The following is a 19291-nucleotide window of genomic DNA, read 5'->3' as shown; positions in this document are numbered from 1 at the left end:
GGATGACAGAAGCGAAAAACACTACCCCACCAAAACCGGCTCGGCGGCAATGATTTCGTCCATGATGGCGCGTACTTCGTCGGGCTCGTTGGTGTCTACTAGGCGGGTGCGCCACTGCTTGGCGCCTTCCAGGCCGCGGAAGTACTGGGCGTAGTGACGGCGCATCTCGAAGATGCCCGCCCGTTGGCCCTTCCACTCCAGGCTTTTCTCGAAGTGCATGCGGCACATGGCCACGCGCTCCTCCACGGTAGGCGGCGCCAGTAGCTCGCCGGTGGCGACGTAGTGCTTGATTTCGCGGAAAATCCAGGGGTAGCCGATGCTGGCGCGGCCAATCATCACGCCGTCTACCCCGTAGCGGTTTTTGTACTCCACGGCTTTTTGGGGCGAGTCGATGTCGCCGTTGCCAAAGATGGGAATCTTAATGCGCGGGTTATTCTTGATTTTGCCGATCAACTCCCAATCAGCCTCGCCCTTGTACATCTGCACGCGGGTGCGGCCGTGGATGGTGAGGGCTTCGATGCCAATGTCTTGCAGGCGCTCGGCCACGTCCTCCACGTTTTTGGTGGTATCGTCCCAGCCGAGGCGGGTTTTTACCGTCACGGGTAGGGGCGTGTTGCGCACCACGGCGGCCGTCATTTCCACCATCTTCGGAATGTCGCGGAGGAGGGCGGCGCCGGCACCGCGGCAGGCTACCTGCTTCACGGGGCAGCCGTAGTTGATGTCGATGAGGTCGGGGCCGGCGTGGGTGCTAATGCGGGCGCACTCGCCCATGGTGTCCACATCGGAGCCAAAGAGCTGAATGCCAATGGGCCGCTCATAATCGAACACGTCCAGCTTCTGCCGGCTCTTAGCCGCGTCGCGTATCAGGCCTTCCGACGAGATAAACTCCGTATACATCAAATCGGCCCCATTGGCTTTGCACACGGCCCGGAATGGCGGGTCCGATACGTCCTCCATGGGGGCGAGCAGTAAGGGAAAGTCAGGAAGGGCAAGGTCGCGAATGTGTACCACGGCAGCTATAACAGGATTTTGCGCAAATTTACGACTATTAGGATTGTAGGGGCGCCTTGCAGGCGCCTATCGTTGCGCGATGGAGGCAAAGTGGCCACCGTCGTGCACTAAAAAACGTTCAACGACGGGTGCCTGCACGGCACCCCTACGACTTCCAGACCCCCAACTGCTATGAAAGGTTTCCTACCCAACCGTTTGCCGCCCATTGCTAACCTGATTCTACTGGTAGTCCTGTTGTTTGTGGGCTTCTGTGTGGCGTGGTTTTTCATTGCCTCGGTCAGCAACCTGGCGTTTGGCATCAACTTTCAACAGATCGGCAACGTGATGCAGCAGCCAGAGCGCTACCCTCAAGGGTGGGCACTGTCGATGTTTGCGCAAGGGTTGGTGCTCTTTCTGAGCTTTGCGGGGGCAGCGCTGGCGCTAGTGAAGCTTACCGGGTATCATGTCGCCGAGTACTTTGCCCCGCGCCGCCCGGTGCCTAGCCTGTGGCTGTTGATGGCGGCACTGCTGGTTATCGCCAGCCTACCCCTCATGACGACCCTCATTGCCTGGAATGCCCAGGTGCACCTGCCCGACGCGCTGCACGGCGTAGAGGTATGGGCAAAGGAGAAGGAAGATCAGGCGCAGGCCCTCACCAAAGCCCTCACCAATTTCAACTCGCCGCTGCGCTTCTGGATAGGCGTGCTGGTTATTGCCATAGTGCCGGCCATCAGCGAGGAGCTGGTATTTCGAGGGGTGATACAGCGCAATTTGGTGCAGAGTTTCGCATCGCGGCACGTGGGCGTGTGGGCGGCGGCCTTCATCTTCAGTGCCATTCACTTGCAGTTCTTTGGGTTCGTGCCTCGCTTTGTGCTGGGGCTGCTTCTGGGGTATTTGTATGAGTGGAGTGGCAATATTCTGGTGCCTATGGCGGCGCACTTCACCCAAAACTTCACCCAGCTACTCCTACTCTACTGGCAGCAAAACCAGTGGGTGAGCCCCGAGCTGGATCCTGATGCTAACGAGGCCATGCCGTGGCCCTGGGTGCTGGCCTCTCTACTCGTCACGGCCGGCCTACTGTACTGGCTACACGAGCATCTGACCAATGAAACAGGCCCTACCCAACTGCGTACGCTGGGGGGCAAGGGCGTAGCGGCCAGCGTGCCGGAAACTGCCGTTGCTCCCGCCGCCCGCACCCTGGGCCGCGACGGCGTAGACGTAGGCCGATTCCGCGACTAGTACATCTTCCGGATATTCGTTACGCGCTATTCTCGCGCATTATTCTTGCTTAGCCGACGGCTATTCTCTCCCTTACCTCTCCCTACCCTTGGCCGACGCTACCCCTTCTCCCACCAATCCTACCGGCAAAAAACCGATGTCCAACCTCACGCAACGCATCCTGTATGGTGTGTTGGGGGCCGTGGCATTGCTGTTCAGTATCTGGTACAGCGCCTGGACGTTTGCCATGTTCTTCGGGCTGGTGCAGATGCGGATGCTGTGGGAGTTTTACCGCATGATGCGCAAAGCGGGCTACAAGCCGGCAGCGCTGCTGGGCGGGGGGCTAAGTGTGGTGATGTTTGCTGCTATTCATGCAATGGTAGGAACGCAGTACTATACAGAAAAAACGATGAGTCCTATTGCAAGCGCTTTCTATGCGGTAGGTATAGGGGCACTTGCTCTGAAAGTTTCGGTTATCCTAGCAATTCTTCTACCCGTCATCCTCATCCTACGCGAAATGTTCGCGTGGCCTCGCAAGAACAAAGAGTTGGCCCCCTTTGCCAACGTGGGGGTAGCCCTGTTGGGCCTGCTCTACGTGAGCCTACCCATGAGCCTGCTGAACGTATTGGCCTTCAGCGATAAGGGCTACGATTACCGTCGCATCTTCGGCCTGTTGCTGCTGGTGTGGTGCTCCGATATTGGCGCATACGCGGCTGGCAAGACCTTTGGCAAGCACAAACTGGCGCCCAGTATTTCGCCCGGCAAAACCTGGGAGGGCGCCATTGGTGGCTTTCTGCTGACACTGGGTATGGGCTGGGCGCTGGGCTTTCTGCTACCCGAAATGCCGCTGCCTACTCGCCTGGTGGCCGCCACCGTGGTAGCCATATTCGGGCCGCTGGGCGATTTGGCCGAGTCCATGCTCAAACGTAGCGTGGATGTGAAGGATTCCGGCCGCATTATGCCCGGCCACGGCGGCCTACTTGACCGGTTCGATGCCTTCTTATTTGTGGTACCCGTATTAGTAGTAGTGCAGCTACTATTTGGGTAAGACTGTATTACGCAAAGTGCCGCCCGAAATGGTTTGCAGCCAGTTCGGGCGGCACTTTGCGTATCTCTTTTACAGCTTCATCATTCCGCTACCTTTGCGGCCTTATTGTTGCCCCGTGTCGTCTCAGCCCCCAGCAACGAGGCGTCACGTTTTCCTACCCACCCACCCTTTTTTTCTTACTTCCATGGCAGTTCTGACCACGGTATACAAAGAGCCGGCCCCGATTGTGGACCGCGAAAATCCGCTTGAGTCCATGATGTCGCGCTTCAACGTAGCGGCCAACATTCTCGGGCTCGATGAACAAACTTATAACGTGCTGAAAGCGCCTGATAAGCAGGTGATTGTCAGCATCCCCGTTACGATGGACAACGGGCAAGTGCGCGTGTTTGAAGGCTACCGCGTGGTGCACAACACCATTCTGGGTCCCAGCAAAGGCGGCATCCGCTACGACATGCACGTGCACCTTGATGAGGTGAAGGCCCTGGCCGCCTGGATGACCTGGAAATGCGCCGTGGTAGACATTCCGTATGGTGGTGCCAAAGGCGGCATCATCTGCGACCCTACCACCATGAGCGCCGGCGAAATTGAGCGCCTCACCCGCGGCTACACGCTGGCCCTGAAAGACGTTTTCGGCCCCGATAAAGACATTCCGGCCCCCGATATGGGCACTGGCCCCCGCGAAATGGCTTGGCTGATGGACGAATACTCCAAGACCTCCGGCAAAACCTCACCGGCCGTGGTTACGGGCAAGCCCCTGGTGCTGGGCGGCTCGTTGGGTAGGGTAGAGGCCACCGGCCGTGGCGTAATGGTATCGGCTGTTGCAGCACTGAGTAAGCTGAGCATGAAGCCCGAAAACACCACTGCTGTGGTGCAGGGCTTTGGCAACGTTGGCTCGTGGGCCGCGAAGCTGCTCAACGAGAAAGGCGTGAAAATCAAAGGTGTAAGCGACATCAGCGGCGCCTATTGGAATGAAGAGGGTATTGACATCGACGAGGCAATTGCCTACAAAAACGCGCACAATGGTCGTTTGGCAGGCTTCACGGGCGCTACTCCTATGGACCCCGATGACTTGCTAATTTCGGATGTAGATATGCTGGTGCCTGCCGCCGTAGAGGACGTCATCACCGAGCACAACGCCCACGATATCAAGGCCAAGCTGATTGTGGAAGGCGCCAACGGTCCTACCTCCGCCTCCGCCGACCCCATTATCAATGAGAAAGGCATTCTAGTAGTACCCGATATTCTGGCGAACTCCGGCGGCGTCACGGTTTCCTACTTCGAGTGGATTCAGAACCGCCAGGGCTACAAGTGGAGCGAGCAGATGGTGATTGAACGCGCCAGCCGCATCATGACCGAAGCCTTCGAGAAGGTGTACGCCGTGGCGCAGAAGCACGAAGTGCCCATGCGTATTGCCGCCTACGTGGTAGCCATTGACAAGGTAGCGCAAACGTATAAATTCCGCGGCGCGTACTAGGGTGTAGCCGTTTAAAACCAGAACGTCATTCCGAACTGGTCGAGGAATCTCGCGTGCTGAGGTAGGATACTATCTTTTGTCAGCGCGCGAGATTCCTCGACCAATTCGGAATGACGTTCTGGTTTTAAGTTTTCTTGCTTGAGTAGTCTCTACGAATAGAGACGCAACCTTCGACGACGCGCCGCCGTCCCTATAGCCACACGTTTATATTTGTGTGTAAGAATAGCCCGGACCACTTCGGTCGGGCTATCTTTGTGAAGGATTTAGCCTATTTTGCCTCATTCTCTCGTTTTCCACCCAAAACACCCGCTGCCCGCCTTTATTGGTCTACTGACGCCGATGCTGCGAAATCAGGCCAATCTGCAAAATCTGCGATGATATGAAGATTCACAAAGAAGGACGACGCATACTATTCTTCACCTTGTTGGCCTTGCTGGCCGTCAACCTGTTGCTCTTCCGCGTGAACGAGCGTCACCTGCTGTTCAACCAGATTTTTGCGGGTATCTCCGTTATTGTATTCCTGTTGCTGCTGCAATTCTTCCGCAGCCCCTTCCGCAACTTGCTCACCCACGAAGACCTACTCATTGCTCCCGCCGACGGCAAGGTAGTAGTGATTGAGGATGTGCACGAGGGCGAGTATTTTGACGACATGCGCAAGCAAATCAGCATTTTCATGTCGCCCATCAACGTGCACATTACCCGCAATCCTATTTCGGGGATTGTGCGCTACTTCCGCTACCACCCCGGCAACTACTTAGTAGCGTGGCACCCCAAGAGCAGCACCAAAAACGAGCGTACCACCGTGGTGGTAGAGTCCGATGCCGGACCGTTTGTGCTGTTCCGGCAGATTGCCGGCGCCATGGCCCGCCGCATTGTATGGTACGTGAACGAAGGCGATGAGGTAAACCAGGGCGAGGAGTTCGGCTTCATCAAGTTCGGCTCCCGCGTCGACATCTTCGTGCCGCTGGACACAGAGCTGAAGGTAGGGCTGGGCGAAAAGGTGAAAGGCGGCCAAACGGTCATTGCGCAATTGAAGGTAGCGCAGCCGGGCTTGTTTAGCTAACGCGTAGAACGCCATGCTGAGCCTGTTGAAGCATTTCTACCGCTTCGTATGCTAGCAACTTATTTTCCACAGTAGCTTTATCTGTGTAGCAAAAGCGCCGCAGCTTCTTCGGGAGGCTGCGGCGCTTTTGTTATCTTAATCCTATGGAAATACAGAAGGCATTTCATCTAGTATTAGCGAAGAAATTAGCCGTGCCTGATTTTGAAGCGTGGGTTTATGCTACTTCAGAATTAGAAAAAGTCCTTGATTCAGATGATTACTTCGAACTAATTAGTTTGAATTACAAAGACAGAGTAGCTCTCCACAACTTAAAAAAGTTGTTGGATAAGTACATAGACTGTGGGCAGGTATATACTGAGGAGTTAAAGCAGATACTTCAAAAAATAATCAATTATGCTAATGCCGATGAAGTGCTGACGGCACTTGTTGATAGCTATGATTGGTGGAGTGACGGTTATTCTTTTTTAGAAGATTTGGGTTTTACCTACGGTATGGTAGCAGGCCGTGACTTTGTTTGGGAGGAGAGTGCTGTATGGGAAAATATTCCGGCGCTACAGAAGCAGAAATACATAAAGCAATTTTATCCCGCAGTAGAACAAGAGGCCAAGCGTATTTTGAATTGGTTGGAAGCAGGGACAATTCAGTTACGACCACGACTATCCGACTACGAAGTAGAATATATAGACAAACGGAATGCAGCTGAACGCAAGAGTTTGCCAGTCGAAAACATTACAAATTGGTATGTGCCAACTGCGGCTGTTGCTACTTATAGTCATCCAGCAACCCTGTATACCCTTTCTGATTCAGGTGTACTAACACTTAAAACCGATAAGCCTGGTAGAAAAAGCTGGTGGATGTTCTGGAAGTAAGGAAGCTTGTGGCGTATTAGCGCAAAAACAATTTCCTACTCAGATTCCTCGCATTGTTCAAAATGACAGCCTAAAACCACCCGGCCGCTACCTGCATCAACTGCTCCAGCGCCTGTTGGTCGTCTTGGTCGAAGTCGTTAAGCTGGTCGCTGTCCACGTCGAGCACAGCTACTACATGGCCGTCTTTCAGTACGGGCACTACGATTTCGGATTTAGAATCGGAACTGCACGCGATGTGGCCGGGAAACTGCTCCACGTCGGGCACCAGTAATGTTTTGGCTTCGGCCCAGCTACTGCCGCACACGCCCTTGCCGCGCCGGATGCGCGTGCAAGCAATGGGCCCCTGAAACGGCCCCAGCACCAGCTCGTCGCCTTTTACTAGGTAGAACCCTACCCAGAAAAACCCGAAGGCCTGGCGCAGTGCGGCGGCCGTGTTGGCGAGGTTGGCAGTCAGGTCCGGCTCGCCAGTAGTCAGGGCTTCGATTTGGGGTAGGAGCTGGCGGTATTGCTCCGCTTTGCTGAGGGTAGTATCAAGGTGAAGTTCTTCAGCCACAGTTGGAAGTGTTAAGTGTTGAATTGTGAACGGTTAGGCGGGCTGACTATGCTCTGCGAACCTCAGCGACTACCTCCGCGAACCTCTGCGAGAAACAACGTTCAGGCATTTGGCTCCCGCAAATAAACGAACACTTCATCGTCGCCCAGCCGAAATTGCTCGTGCAGCCCCACAAAACCCATGCGCGGAGCCGCCACCCCGGCCCCCAACTGCTTCGGACTGCGTATCACCCGGATTTCGTCCCACAGCCCATCCTGCAACAACGACTCCAGCACCGTAGGCCCGCCCTCCACCAATACCGACTGCACGTTGCGCTGGTACAGGTTCTGCATAATCTGCGGAAACAGGTCGTCGGCCTCGGAAAGCGTCACGTAGCCGAGGTTGCCGCGCGTGTCGCGGTGGCGGTAGGTATACACCAGGGTAGACTGCTGGCAATCAAGTAAATGGTGGGTAGGAGGCAGGCTCAGATTTTTGTCGATGACAATGCGCAGCGGGTCTTGGCCGGGCCAGTGGCGCACGTTTAGCCGGGGGTTGTCGTGCAAAGCTGTGCGGGTGCCTACCAAAATGGCCTGCTCCTCGGCCCGCCACTGGTGCACGGCTAGTCCCGCCAGCTCCCCACTAATCTGCACGGGCTGGTGAAAGCGCCCGGCCAGGAAGCCATCGGCCGTTTCAGCCCATTTCAGCACCACATAAGGCCGTTTCTGCTCCTGAAACGTGAAGAAACGCCGGTTCAGCCAGCGCCCCTGCTCAGCCAGCAAGCCCGCACTAACGCGGATGCCGGCCGCTTCTAGCTTGGTCACGCCCTGGCCCGCCACCAGCGGATTAGGGTCGAGGTTGCAGATCACTACCTCCGGAATACCCTTGGCAATCAGCAAATCGGCGCAGGGCGGCGTTTTGCCAAAATGCGAGCAGGGTTCCAGCGTGACGTAGGCGCGGCTCTGTGGGAGCAAGTGTGGCTCCGTAACGGAGGCCACCGCGTTTACCTCGGCGTGCGGCCCGCCGTATTGCCGGTGCCAGCCTTCCCCAATAATGCGGCCGTTGTGGGTGATAACGCAGCCCACCAGCGGGTTTGGGCGGGTGTAGCCGGTACCCATGCGCGCCAAGTCCAGCGCCCGACGCATCATCAGGTGGTCAAAGTCTGTGAAAGGTGGAGAAGTAGCAGATACTGCCTGAGTGGTCATGAGCAACAGGGTGGGTAGTGGCAAACAGGGCGGGGAGAACAGAAGCAAGGTAGGCAGATCCGGCCGGAGATGCTACCGTTGAGCTTGGTGGCCTCCCAGTTGGATTTCGGATATTTGCGCTCGTCCCACTGCGTATTCTGCTTGTGCCCACTCCCACCGTCCGTCAACTCACCCTCGACCTCACGGCCCAACTTGCGGCCCTGTATCCCGCGCCCGAAGCCGAGGCTATGGCCGCGCTGGTGGTAGAAACCCTGCTGCATCTGAGCCCCTTGCAACGCCGAATGCAAGCCGAGGCGCCGGTTCCCGCCGCCGTAGCCGAGCAAGTGCCTACCCTACTGGCCCGCCTGCTCCGCCACGAGCCTGTGCAGTACGTGCTGGGCCAGGCGCATTTCTACGATCTGGAGTTGGCCGTGACGCCTGCTACCCTCATTCCGCGCCCCGAGACCGAGGAGTTGGTCCAACTCATCATCCGGGCTCAACAGCGGCAGCCGGGTTTGCGGATTCTGGATGTGGGCACGGGTAGCGGCTGCATTCCCGTGGCACTCAGCCAGCATTTGCCCGGCGCCTACCTCACGGCGGTAGATATTTCGGCGGAAGCCCTGGCCGTAGCGCGTCAGAATGCCGCTACCTATCAAGCTGCTATTGACTTTCAGCAAGTAGATATCCTGCATAATTTGCCGAAAGTAGAAGCGCATTCTCTGGATGTGCTGGTCAGCAATCCGCCCTATGTATTGGAGAAAGAGAAAACCTTGATGAGGCCCAACGTGCTGGCGCATGAGCCCGCCTCGGCCCTGTTCGTCCCCGACGATGACCCGCTGCTATTCTACCACCGTCTGGCTGAGGTAGGGTGCCAACTGCTCCGTCCCGGCGGCATGTTGTATGTAGAAGGCAACGAGCAGTATATGCACGCCGTGGCCGCCGCGCTGGCCGCCGTAGGCTATCAACAAGCCCATGTACACGCCGATTTGTTCGGTAAAGACCGATTTGTGAGTGCCGTAGCACCAGCCACGTGGCCCGGTTTGTGCTGAGCGGCCCACGAAAACCGCTACCTTTGCTGCCTGCTATCCTGCGCTTCTCTTTCCCCTGGCATGATCGATCAGCCTGATTACTACGCCCACCCTACCGCCGTCCTCGACGACGGGTGTCGCGTGGGCGCTGGCTGCCGCATCTGGCACTTCACGCATATATCGGCCGGGGCGGTGTTGGGCGAGGCGTGCAGCCTGGGCCAAAACGTGTTTGTTGCCGATGGCGTGACGCTGGGACGCAACGTGAAGGTGCAGAACAACGTGAGCCTCTACGCCGGCGTGCAGTGCGCCGACGACGTGTTTCTGGGACCATCGGTGGTGTTCACCAACGTCAAGAATCCGCGAAGCGCCGTGCCCCGCCGCGGCGACGCCCACTACCTGCCTACCGTGTTGGAGCACGGCGTAACGGTAGGCGCCAACAGCACAATTGTGTGCGGCTTGCGATTGGGCTGCTACGCGTTTGTGGGCGCGGGCAGTGTGGTTACCCACGACGTACCCGCTTTTGCTCTGGTATACGGTAATCCGGCTCGGCAGCGCGGCTGGATGAGCGCCCATGGCCACCAACTGCACTTCACTGCCGACGGCCACGCCGTGTGCCCCGAAAGCGGCGCGCAGTATCAGTTACACCCCGATAAAAAATCAGTAGCCCTTATGAATCAGGAAAGCGAGGTTCCCAACGCATCCATTCCTAATTCATAATTCATAATTCATAATTTCTACAAACGTGTACGACGAACTACTCCGTAAAGAAGCTAAGCTGGCCGTTATTGGCCTCGGCTACGTAGGGTTGCCCATCGCGCTGGAGTTTGCCCGCAAGCTCAGCGTCATTGGCTTTGATATCAATGCCGGCCGCGTGGAGATGATGCGCAACGGCATCGACCCCAGTGGGGAGTTGGAGACGCAGGATTTTGAGGGCTGCGACATCACCTTCACCGATTCGCTGGATGTGTTGCGCGAGGCTCGCTTCTTCATCGTGGCCGTGCCTACCCCCATTGACGAGCACGCCCAACCCGACTTGAAGCCCTTGTTGGGCGCTTCTACTTCGGTAGGTAAAGTGTTGAAGAAGGGTGATTACGTGGTGTTTGAAAGCACTGTGTACCCCGGCTGCACCGAGGAAGACTGCATTCCGGTGATGGAAAAGCTGTCAGGGCTATCGTTCCCCCAGGATTTTAAGGTAGGCTATTCGCCCGAGCGCATCAACCCCGGCGATAAGGAGCACACCCTGGCCCGCATTGTGAAGGTGGTATCGGGCTGCGACGCGGAATCGTTGGATACCATTGCCAAGCTCTACGAGCTGGTGGTAACGGCCGGCGTGCATCGCGCCAGCAGTATCAAGGTGGCCGAGGCTGCCAAGATCATCGAAAATACCCAGCGCGACGTAAATATTGCGTTGATGAATGAGTTGTCGATGATTTTCGACCGCATGAACATTAACACCTACGAGGTGCTGGAAGCGGCCGGCACCAAGTGGAACTTCCTGAAGTTCTTCCCTGGCTTGGTAGGCGGCCACTGCATCGGCGTGGATCCTTACTATCTGACCTATAAGGCCAAAGAGTTAGGCTACGACGCCAAGGTTATCTTGAGCGGCCGCACCACCAACGACACGATGGGCGCCTACATCGCGCGCAAAACGGTGCAGATGATGATCAAGCAGGGCAAGGACGTGTCGAAAAGCCGGGTGCTGGTGATGGGCGCTACCTTCAAAGAAAACGTGGAAGACATTCGCAACTCCAAGGTAGCCGACGTCATTCAGGAGTTGAAAAACTTCTCGGTGAACGTAGACATTGTAGACCCGCACGCCGACTCCGAAGAGCTGAACCACGAATACGGCTTCCGCCTCACACCCGAAGCCGAGGTACGCCAGGACTACGACGGCGTGATTGTGGCCGTTAGCCATACCCCCTACCTCGCCAAAGACGAAGCCTATTTCCAATCCATCACCGCCGACAACGCTGTGCTGGTCGACATCAAAGGCCTCTACCGCAACAAAATTCAGGAACTCACTTACTGGAGCCTTTAAGGTGAGATAGTGAGTAGTGAAAAGGTGAGTTTAACGTTTTACTTATGTAAGTTAAACGGCTAGTCTTGCCAACAGAGTCTACTCACTGAAACATCAAACGCACCATTTCACCACTCACCATTTCACCATTATATGCGCACCAAAATACTCGTAACGGGCGGCGCGGGCTACATTGGCTCGCATGCGGTAGTAGAGTTGTACAATGCCGGCTATCAGCCGATTATCGTCGATGACTTTAGCAATTCGCAAGAGTCGGTGCTGGATGGCATCCAGTCGATTCTAGGGGTAGCCATTCCCAGCTACCGCATCGACTGTGGCGATGCTGCCGCTCTGCGCGATGTATTCAACCGGGAGAAGGATATGCAAGGCATTATTCACTTTGCGGCGTTCAAAGCTGTAGGCGAGTCGGTGCAGAAGCCCTTGGCATACTACCACAACAACGTAGGCTCTTTAGTGACACTGTTGCAGGTAATGGCAGAGTTTGGGCTCAGCAACCTGGTATTCTCCTCCTCCTGCACCGTGTACGGTATTCCCGATCAGCTGCCGGTAACGGAACAAACGCCCACAAAGCCAGCTACTTCGCCCTACGGCAACACGAAGAAAATCTGCGAAGATATCCTGACCGATACAGCGGCTGCGCCGGGTAGCACGTTGCGCACCATTCTGCTGCGCTACTTCAACCCCATTGGTGCGCACGAGTCGGCCAAGATTGGAGAGCTGCCACTAGGCGTGCCCAATAACCTGGTGCCCTTCATCACCCAAACCGCCGCTGGCATCCGCGAGAAGCTCACGATTTTTGGCGACACCTACGACACGCCCGACGGTACCAACATCCGCGACTACGTGCATGTGGTAGATTTGGCCAAGGCGCACGTGGTCGCCGTGCAGCGCCTGCTGGATGGCACCGGCGAGAAGGTAGAAACATTCAACGTGGGTACAGGTCACGGCAACTCAGTGCTGGAGGTTGTAAAAACGTTTGAAGAGGCCACCGGCGTAAAGCTGAACTACGCTATTGGCCCCGCTCGCGCCGGCGACGTGCCCGCTATTTATGCCGACGTAACGAAAGCCACTAATGAGCTGGGTTTCCAAACCACTGCTACCCTGGCTGAGGCCCTAACTAGCTCCTGGAAATGGCAGCAAAGTTTAATGAGTTGATTTGTTGATGTGCTCATGCGCGGAAAATTCCTCAGGAGTACATCAAAAAAAAGCATATCAGCACATCAAAAATCAGTATAATAAGCACATGAAAATTATCATCACTGGCGGAGCCGGATTCATTGGGTCGCACGTAGTACGGCTGTTCGTAAACAAGTACCCGGAGTATCAGATTCTGAACCTGGACGCGTTAACCTACGCTGGCAATCTGGAAAACCTGCGCGATATTGAGGACAAACCCAATTATCGCCTAGTGAAAGGCGACATCACGGACCAAGCGTTTGTAGACCATCTGTTTGCTACCGAGGAGCCTGATGCCGTGATTCACCTCGCCGCTGAGTCGCACGTAGACCGCAGCATCACCGACCCGCTGGCCTTCGTGAAAACCAACGTGCTGGGCACTGTGCACCTGCTGAACGCGGCCAAAAACCTCTGGAAGCCCAAAGGCTACGAAGGCAACGTGTTCTACCACGTGAGCACTGACGAGGTGTACGGCTCGCTGGAAATTGGGCCGGAGATGTTCACCGAAGAAACCTCCTACGACCCTCGCTCGCCTTATTCGGCCTCTAAGGCATCGTCGGACCACTTTGTACGGGCTTGGCACCACACCTACCATATGCCGGTGAAGCTGAGCAATTGCTCCAACAACTACGGGCCGAACCACTTCCCTGAGAAGCTGATTCCGCTGGCCATCCACCGCATCCGTACCGGGCAGCCGGTGCCTGTGTACGGCAAAGGCGAAAACGTACGCGACTGGCTATTCGTGAAAGATCACGCCACTGCCATCGACGCCGTATTCCACCAAGGGAAGGTAGGCGAAACCTACAACATTGGAGGCGTGAACGAGTGGCAAAACATCGAGCTGATCAATCTACTCTGCGACACGCTGGATGAGAAAACCGGCAAGCCGCAGGGCACATCGCGCCAGCTCATCACCTTCGTAACCGACCGTGCTGGCCACGACCTGCGCTACGCCATCGACAGCTCCAAAATTATGAATGAGCTGGGCTGGAAACCTTCTGTAACGTTTGAGCAGGGCCTGAGCCAAACGGTGGACTGGTACCTCGAGAACCAGGAATGGCTCGACCATGTGACCAGCGGCGCATACCAGGACTACTACCTGAAGCAGTATACGCGGTAGGGGCACCTTGCGGGCGCCCGTCGTTGAACGATTTTCGTTGAGCGACGCCTACCTTATCGTTCAACGACGGGCGCCCGCAAGGCGCCTCTACGACCTTATGTACGAAACTCCTTTCCATACCCAGCCGCTCGATACTCTGGCCTTCCTCGTAACAGGTGGCGCTGGGTTTATCGGCTCCAATCTGGTAGAATACTTACTAAAGTACGGCGCCAAAGAGGTGCGTGTGCTGGATAATTTCTCTAACGGCTTCCGTAAGAATGTGGCGCTGTTTCAGGATAATCCGGCTTTGCGTGTCATTGAAGGCGATATTCGTGACCCAGAAACCTGCCGCGACGCCTGCCAGGGTATTGATATAGTGCTCCACCAGGCAGCGCTTGGTTCGGTACCGCGCTCTATTAACGACCCCATCACGAGCAACGACGTGAACGTGGGTGGTTTTGTGAATATGCTGGTAGCTGCCAAAGAGGCTAATGTGAAGCGCTTTGTGTACGCAGCGTCGTCGTCGACTTATGGGGACCATAAGGCCCTACCCAAGGTAGAAGACCGCATCGGTAAGCCCCTCTCGCCTTACGCCGTCACCAAATACGTGAACGAGCTGTACGCTGATGTATTTGGCAAAACCTACGGAATGGAGCTGATAGGCTTGCGCTACTTCAACATCTTCGGCCCACGCCAGGACCCCAACGGAGCGTATGCCGCCGTAATTCCGCTGTTTATTGATGCCGTATTGGAGGCTCGTCCACCCCGCATGAATGGTGACGGTGGCCAAACCCGCGACTTCACTTTTGTGGAAAACTGTGTGCAGGCCAACATCAAGGCTGCGCTGGTCGATAATAAAGAGGCTGTAAACCAAGTCTATAATATTGCTGTAGCCGACCGCACTTCCTTGAATGATCTATTCAACATTCTGAAGGAAGAAGCTGGCTCTAATATTACTCCTGAGTACGGCCCCGACCGCATCGGCGACATCCGCGATTCGCTGGCCGACATCAGCAAAGCCCAAACGTTACTCGGTTATGATCCAAAGATTCGTATTCGAGAAGGTTTGCAGCAGACGTTGGCGTGGTTTAGAACGCACCAAGAGTTTATTGCAGAACGGTCGTAGGGACGCGTTGCACGCGCACGTCGTTGAACGATGACCAATGATTTATCAACAACACCAGTAACAATGAGCGCCTGCAAGGCGCCCCTACCTACTATGAAAGGCATTATCCTCGCCGGCGGCTCCGGCACTCGTCTGCACCCGCTCACGCTGGCTGTTTCTAAACAGTTGATGCCAGTGTATGATAAGCCCATGATTTACTACCCCCTGTCGGTGCTAATGATGGCCGGGATTCGGGAAATTCTGATTATCACTACGCCTCACGACCAGGCACAGTTCAAAAAATTGCTCGGCGACGGCCAGAACATTGGCTGCCGCTTTGAATACGTGGTGCAGGAGGTGCCCAACGGATTAGCGCAGGCGTTTGTGCTGGGGGCTGATTTTATTGGGGATGACAAGGTAGCCTTGGTACTAGGCGATAATATCTTCTATGGTGAAGGCATGGAAGAGCTGTTGAAATCGAACAATAGCCCCGATGGCGGCGTGGTGTATGCCTACCACGTGCACGACCCCGAGCGCTACGGCGTGGTAGAGTTCGACGAAAACAAAAAGGCCCTCAGCATTGAGGAAAAGCCAGCCAATCCAAAGAGCAACTACGCCGTGCCTGGCCTCTATTTCTACGACAACGACGTAGTGGAAATCGCCAAAAACCTGGAGCCTAGTCCTCGAGGTGAGTACGAAATCACCGATGTGAACCAAGAGTACCTGCGGCGCGGTAAGCTACAGGTAGGTATCCTGGGCCGCGGCACCGCTTGGCTCGACACGGGCACCTTCGAGAGCCTGATGCAGGCAGGCGAGTTTGTACGTGTGATTGAGCAACGCCAAGGCCTGAAGGTGGGCGCTATCGAAGAGGTAGCTTATCGCCAAGGTTTTATCGATGCTGAACAACTGCGTACTATTGCTACTCCGTTGCGCAAGAGCGGCTACGGCGACTACTTGCTTAACCTGCCAGAGCTACTGTAGTCCTGCGCCCTATGTGAAGTAAAAACTTCCGCTTACTACCGCATTATGTGGCAGCAAGCGGAAGTTTTTTTCATGTCTAGGAGGATTTCATGCAAGCTGATAGTATCTACCTGCTTGTAGCACTTTTACTTCTATAAACATAGATCCAACGATACTCGGAATTAACTCAAATATCTTTCTGTCAACAGATTGTTTGATAGGTGTAGGTACTACTACAGTAGACGTGGTTACATTAAAATTGGACGAAATAGCTTTGAGCTTAGGCATCTACTACTTCAAAAGAGAACACCTGCTACCAGCGCAACGCCTACAAGTATGTAGGATGGTATCTTCTCCCAAAGCAGCACCAAAAAAGTCGCTACTACCAGCACAATATTGATAGTGGTATCAGGTAGGGGATGATAGAGCAACAAGGCTGCCGCCCACACCAGACCCGCCGCTACAGCATTGATGCCCTCTAGTGAGGCCTGTACCACGCGGTACTGTTTCAAGTGGTCCCAGAAGCGAATAGCAAAGAAAATCAGTAGAGTACCGGGAAGGAAAATACCCACGGCTCCTACAGCTGCTCCTAGTAACTGCCCACTCAAGCCATAGCCTCCGGTGCGCATAGCCAGAGCGCCAATGTAAGCAGCCAGTGAAAAGTTGGGGCCAGGTAGCGCCTGCGTCAGGCCGTAACCCGAAAGAAACTCAGGACCACTCAAATAGTGCTTAAACTCCACAAATTCGGCGTAGAAAAGCGGTGCCAGCACCTGTCCACCACCAAAAACCAAGCTGCTGTTGCGGTAGAAGTTTTCGAACAACCGCACGGGTAGTAGCTTGGTATAAGAGCCTACGACAGCCGCTACCAGCAGGACTGCTAACCACAGAATCCCGTTGGCCCACTCAATTTGCAGCGTCTTTTTTTCTTGCTGGGGTAGGTTACGGTAACGAAAGGTGGTAATGAGCCCGCCAATAAGTAAAAGCAGAGGTAGTACCCACGGCAACTGAAAGAAATAGGCTATCAGCGCAGATGCTACAATCAGAGCCGTGGAAGTTTTGGTTTGGACTACCTTGCGGCCAATCTTATAGGCCGAATAAAAAACAAACCCTACCGCCACGGGCTGGATATACTGCATTAATCTGGCGACCAAACTCTTGTCCAGATAACTGATGCTGATGCCGGCTACGGTCATGATGACTACCGAAGGCAATACCCAGAGCAAAGCCGTGAGATAGGCTAGGTTGGGGCCTCCTAGCCGAAACCCGATGGCCGTGATAGTCTGTGTAGAGGCCGGACCCGGCAAAATCTGGCACAGTGCCGATATTTCCAGCAGTTCGGCGGTGGTAAGGTAGCGGCGTTTCTCCACCAGCAGGCGCATCATCATGGCAATGTGCGCCTGCGGCCCGCCAAACGACGACAGGCTGAGGGCGGCTACATCCTTCAGAAAAATAAGGCCCCGTACCCGCCGGGTGCGTTGGCCACGGCGTGGGTGCGGTGCCAGCTGAACCTCTTCCAATGCAGTGCCGGTTATGCGTTACACGTGGTGCAGTATTCGGATAGGGGGTAGGAAAAGTTATCCGGACCCAAAAAAGAGTTGCCAGTGAGTAGGCGGGTAATCCTCTGCTCACTGGCAACTATACTACTCTGCTAACCTGAAGGGTTTACTTCTTCAGGCCCAGCTCAATCAGGCGTTCGTTCAGGAATTCACCAGCCGTCACATCGGGTTGCTGCTTGGGGTTTTCTGGTGTAACGCAGCTTTCCAGCGCAGCCAGGCTCATTTCAGAGCGCGGGTGCATAAAGAAAGGCACCGAGTAGCGTGAGGAGTTCATCTTCTCGCGGGGTGGGTTCACCACGCGGTGGATGGTGCTACGGAGCACGCCGTTGGTGAGGCGCTGGAGCATGTCGCCCACGTTCACCACAATCTGGTCGGGTAGGGCCGTGATAGGAATCCACTTACCATCGCGGCGCAGCACTTGCAGGCCGTCGGCCGAGGCGCCCATCAGCAAGGTAATCAGGTTGATGTCGCCATGCTCGGCGGCGCGCACCGCATCAGCGGGTACCGCGTCGGGGTTTTCGATGGGGAAGTAGTGAATCTGGCGCAGGATGCTGTTGCCGTTCTTTACTTTGTCGTCGAAGTAGTTCTCGGGCAGCTCCAGGTAGAGCGCAATGGCACGCAGTACATCTTTGCCCGCTGCTTCCAGCGTTTTATAGGCGGCTGTGGTGTGCTGGGCAAAGCCGGGAACTTCAGCAGGCCAGATATTGTCGGGATACTCCTGCGCTACCGGGTCGGTAGGGTCGTCCACCTCTTGGCCCACGTGGAAAAATTCCTTCAGGTCGCCGGTGTTGCGGCCCTTAGCGTGCTCTTTGCCTTTGCCGATGTAGCCCCGCTGTCCGGCCAGTTCTGGCTTCTCGTAGCGTTGCTTCACCTCGTCGGGAAGTGAAAAGAAAGCTTGTACGTCGTTGTACAGCTTGGTGGTCTGTTCGTCGGTCAGGCCATGGTTTTTGAGCGCAACGAAGCCGATGTTTTGGTAGGCTTCGCCGAGCTGCTGCACGAAGCGGGCCTTGCGCTCCGGGTCGCCGGAACGGAAATCAGCCAGGTCGAGCGATGGAATTTCTTCCAGCAATGTTGGGTCCATAGCGGAAAATTGATATACTTTTGAGCAATGGTTACGTACTTGCGCAAAGTACTCAAAAAAATCGCACGTCGTCCCGGGGTGGGGCGCAGCCGGATATACGATTCGGTAGTTTTCAATATCCTTACCATTTCACCTATGAAAGCATCTGCTTTTCTACTAGGCGGTTCCCTGTTACTCGCATTGGGCGCCTGCGACACGACTCGCCAGCAAACGGAGGGTACTTCGCAGAGCACGGCCGAAACGGTTACTTCCCCGACCATGGCGGCGATGGAGAAAAACGGCATCCGCCTAACTCCGTTCGACGACTCTCCTAAATACCCCGAGGCGCAGATGCGCCTGAAAACGCCGCCCTCCGGGGCTACGGTCCCCTCCGGCGCTGTAGCATTCGATTACGACCTGACCAACTTTGTGCTCACGAAGATGAGCAGCGGCATGACTGGCAACGAAATGGCCGTTTCGGAAAAAGGGCAGCACATTCACAACATCGTAGATAACCAGCCCTACACGGCGCACTATACTACGGAGTTCACCAAGAACATAGCCGATGGTCAGCACGTTGTGTTGTCGTTTCTTTCGCGTTCCTACCACGAAAGCCTGAAGCACCGCGGCGCCTATGATCTGCGTGTTATCAACGTAGGTTCGGCGCCTGTGCAGCCACTGAACGCCGATTTGTCGGCGGCGCACATGTTCTATAGCCGCCCGAAAGACACGTACTCTGGCAACGACACCAAAAAGGTGATGCTGGATTTCTACCTGGTGAATACGACTCTGTCGCCGGAGGGCAATAAGGTGCGCGCCACCATCAACGGCTCCGAGTTTATGCTGACGGAATGGCTACCCTACACCATGGAAGGCTTGCCGATGGGGCAGAAC

18 protein-coding genes are annotated in these 19291 nt (G+C 55.6%); 13 read left to right on the top strand and 5 right to left on the bottom strand.

Going from position 1 to position 19291, the window contains the following annotated elements; genetic code table 11:
- Window positions 1–21 precede the first annotated feature (21 nt).
- Window positions 22–957 carry a tRNA dihydrouridine synthase DusB gene (dusB, locus tag J4D97_RS18055; RefSeq protein ID WP_216859213.1) on the bottom strand — a complete coding sequence of 312 codons (936 nt, stop codon included), beginning with the start codon at window positions 955–957 and terminating at the stop codon, window positions 22–24.
- A 225-nt stretch (window positions 958–1182) separates the two neighbouring features.
- On the opposite strand from dusB, the gene J4D97_RS18050 reads away from it, so the two are divergent.
- From J4D97_RS18050 to J4D97_RS18030, 5 genes are all read left to right on the top strand, one after another.
- A complete protein-coding gene (locus tag J4D97_RS18050; RefSeq protein WP_208308796.1) occupies window positions 1183–2229 on the top strand; it encodes a CPBP family intramembrane glutamic endopeptidase in 1047 nt (348 codons plus the stop codon).
- Window positions 2230–2317: 88 nt separating this feature from the next.
- Window positions 2318–3256, top strand: a complete 939-nt coding sequence (locus J4D97_RS18045; protein ID WP_208308795.1) for a phosphatidate cytidylyltransferase — start codon at window positions 2318–2320, stop codon at window positions 3254–3256.
- Between the two features lie 184 nt (window positions 3257–3440).
- Window positions 3441–4730, top strand: a complete 1290-nt coding sequence (locus J4D97_RS18040; protein ID WP_208308794.1) for a Glu/Leu/Phe/Val family dehydrogenase — start codon at window positions 3441–3443, stop codon at window positions 4728–4730.
- A 379-nt stretch (window positions 4731–5109) separates the two neighbouring features.
- Window positions 5110–5793: a phosphatidylserine decarboxylase family protein gene (locus J4D97_RS18035; protein ID WP_185281929.1), complete on the top strand. Its 684-nt coding sequence runs from the start codon at window positions 5110–5112 to the stop codon at window positions 5791–5793.
- A gap of 143 nt (window positions 5794–5936) precedes the next feature.
- The gene (locus tag J4D97_RS18030) at window positions 5937–6662 is read left to right on the top strand and encodes a hypothetical protein (RefSeq protein WP_208308793.1); all 726 of its coding nucleotides are present in this window, start codon (window positions 5937–5939) and stop codon (window positions 6660–6662) included.
- Between the two features lie 70 nt (window positions 6663–6732).
- Here J4D97_RS18030 and J4D97_RS18025 read toward each other — a convergent pair whose 3' ends face one another.
- Complete coding sequence (locus J4D97_RS18025; protein ID WP_208308792.1) at window positions 6733–7215, bottom strand: GAF domain-containing protein; 483 nt, start codon at window positions 7213–7215, stop codon at window positions 6733–6735.
- Between the two features lie 101 nt (window positions 7216–7316).
- Entirely contained in the window at window positions 7317–8396 is a 1080-nt protein-coding gene (ribD, locus tag J4D97_RS18020) for a bifunctional diaminohydroxyphosphoribosylaminopyrimidine deaminase/5-amino-6-(5-phosphoribosylamino)uracil reductase RibD (protein ID WP_208308835.1), read from the bottom strand.
- 143 nt (window positions 8397–8539) lie between these two features.
- Here ribD and prmC point away from each other — a divergent pair, with 143 nt between their 5' ends.
- The 7 genes from prmC (at window position 8540) to rfbA (ending at window position 15802) form a co-directional block, all read left to right on the top strand.
- Entirely contained in the window at window positions 8540–9424 is an 885-nt protein-coding gene (gene prmC / locus J4D97_RS18015; RefSeq protein ID WP_208308791.1) for a peptide chain release factor N(5)-glutamine methyltransferase, read from the top strand.
- Window positions 9425–9484: 60 nt separating this feature from the next.
- On the top strand, window positions 9485–10120 hold the full coding sequence (locus J4D97_RS18010; RefSeq protein ID WP_208308790.1) for an acyltransferase: 636 nt from the start codon (window positions 9485–9487) through the stop codon (window positions 10118–10120).
- A 25-nt stretch (window positions 10121–10145) separates the two neighbouring features.
- Entirely contained in the window at window positions 10146–11441 is a 1296-nt protein-coding gene (locus J4D97_RS18005) for a nucleotide sugar dehydrogenase (protein WP_208308789.1), read from the top strand.
- Between the two features lie 132 nt (window positions 11442–11573).
- A complete protein-coding gene (gene galE / locus J4D97_RS18000; RefSeq protein WP_208308788.1) occupies window positions 11574–12596 on the top strand; it encodes a UDP-glucose 4-epimerase GalE in 1023 nt (340 codons plus the stop codon).
- Window positions 12597–12684: 88 nt separating this feature from the next.
- Complete coding sequence (gene rfbB / locus J4D97_RS17995) at window positions 12685–13737, top strand: dTDP-glucose 4,6-dehydratase (protein ID WP_208308787.1); 1053 nt, start codon at window positions 12685–12687, stop codon at window positions 13735–13737.
- A gap of 97 nt (window positions 13738–13834) precedes the next feature.
- On the top strand, window positions 13835–14842 hold the full coding sequence (locus J4D97_RS17990) for an SDR family oxidoreductase (RefSeq protein WP_208308786.1): 1008 nt from the start codon (window positions 13835–13837) through the stop codon (window positions 14840–14842).
- A 93-nt stretch (window positions 14843–14935) separates the two neighbouring features.
- Entirely contained in the window at window positions 14936–15802 is an 867-nt protein-coding gene (gene rfbA / locus J4D97_RS17985) for a glucose-1-phosphate thymidylyltransferase RfbA (RefSeq protein ID WP_208308785.1), read from the top strand.
- A 275-nt stretch (window positions 15803–16077) separates the two neighbouring features.
- Here rfbA and chrA read toward each other — a convergent pair whose 3' ends face one another.
- A complete protein-coding gene (gene chrA / locus J4D97_RS17980) occupies window positions 16078–17298 on the bottom strand; it encodes a chromate efflux transporter (RefSeq protein WP_243900391.1) in 1221 nt (406 codons plus the stop codon).
- 145 nt (window positions 17299–17443) lie between these two features.
- A complete protein-coding gene (locus J4D97_RS17975) occupies window positions 17444–18418 on the bottom strand; it encodes an isopenicillin N synthase family dioxygenase (protein ID WP_208308784.1) in 975 nt (324 codons plus the stop codon).
- 135 nt (window positions 18419–18553) lie between these two features.
- Between J4D97_RS17975 and J4D97_RS17970 the strand changes: the two genes are divergently transcribed.
- The coding region (locus J4D97_RS17970; protein ID WP_208308783.1) for a hypothetical protein at window positions 18554–19291 on the top strand (738 nt) is incomplete at its 3' end.

The organism is Hymenobacter defluvii (assembly GCF_017589435.1).
Classification (GTDB): domain Bacteria; phylum Bacteroidota; class Bacteroidia; order Cytophagales; family Hymenobacteraceae; genus Hymenobacter; species Hymenobacter profundi.
The sequence above is the reverse complement of the archived record's forward strand: the minus strand, read 5'-3'. Positions and strand labels throughout refer to the sequence as shown.

Excerpts from the sequence above, each read along its gene's own strand:
- dusB (WP_216859213.1), bottom strand. The coding sequence starts at position 957 with ATGGAGGACGTATCGGACCCGCCATTCCGGGCCGTGTGCAAAGCCAAT.
- J4D97_RS18050 (WP_208308796.1), top strand. The coding sequence starts at position 1,183 with ATGAAAGGTTTCCTACCCAACCGTTTGCCGCCCATTGCTAACCTGATT.
- J4D97_RS18040 (WP_208308794.1), top strand. The coding sequence starts at position 3,441 with ATGGCAGTTCTGACCACGGTATACAAAGAGCCGGCCCCGATTGTGGAC.
- J4D97_RS18035 (WP_185281929.1), top strand. The coding sequence starts at position 5,110 with ATGAAGATTCACAAAGAAGGACGACGCATACTATTCTTCACCTTGTTG.
- J4D97_RS18030 (WP_208308793.1), top strand. The coding sequence starts at position 5,937 with ATGGAAATACAGAAGGCATTTCATCTAGTATTAGCGAAGAAATTAGCC.
- ribD (WP_208308835.1), bottom strand. The coding sequence starts at position 8,396 with ATGACCACTCAGGCAGTATCTGCTACTTCTCCACCTTTCACAGACTTT.
- J4D97_RS18010 (WP_208308790.1), top strand. The coding sequence starts at position 9,485 with ATGATCGATCAGCCTGATTACTACGCCCACCCTACCGCCGTCCTCGAC.
- galE (WP_208308788.1), top strand. The coding sequence starts at position 11,574 with ATGCGCACCAAAATACTCGTAACGGGCGGCGCGGGCTACATTGGCTCG.
- rfbB (WP_208308787.1), top strand. The coding sequence starts at position 12,685 with ATGAAAATTATCATCACTGGCGGAGCCGGATTCATTGGGTCGCACGTA.
- J4D97_RS17990 (WP_208308786.1), top strand. The coding sequence starts at position 13,835 with ATGTACGAAACTCCTTTCCATACCCAGCCGCTCGATACTCTGGCCTTC.
- rfbA (WP_208308785.1), top strand. The coding sequence starts at position 14,936 with ATGAAAGGCATTATCCTCGCCGGCGGCTCCGGCACTCGTCTGCACCCG.
- J4D97_RS17975 (WP_208308784.1), bottom strand. The coding sequence starts at position 18,418 with ATGGACCCAACATTGCTGGAAGAAATTCCATCGCTCGACCTGGCTGAT.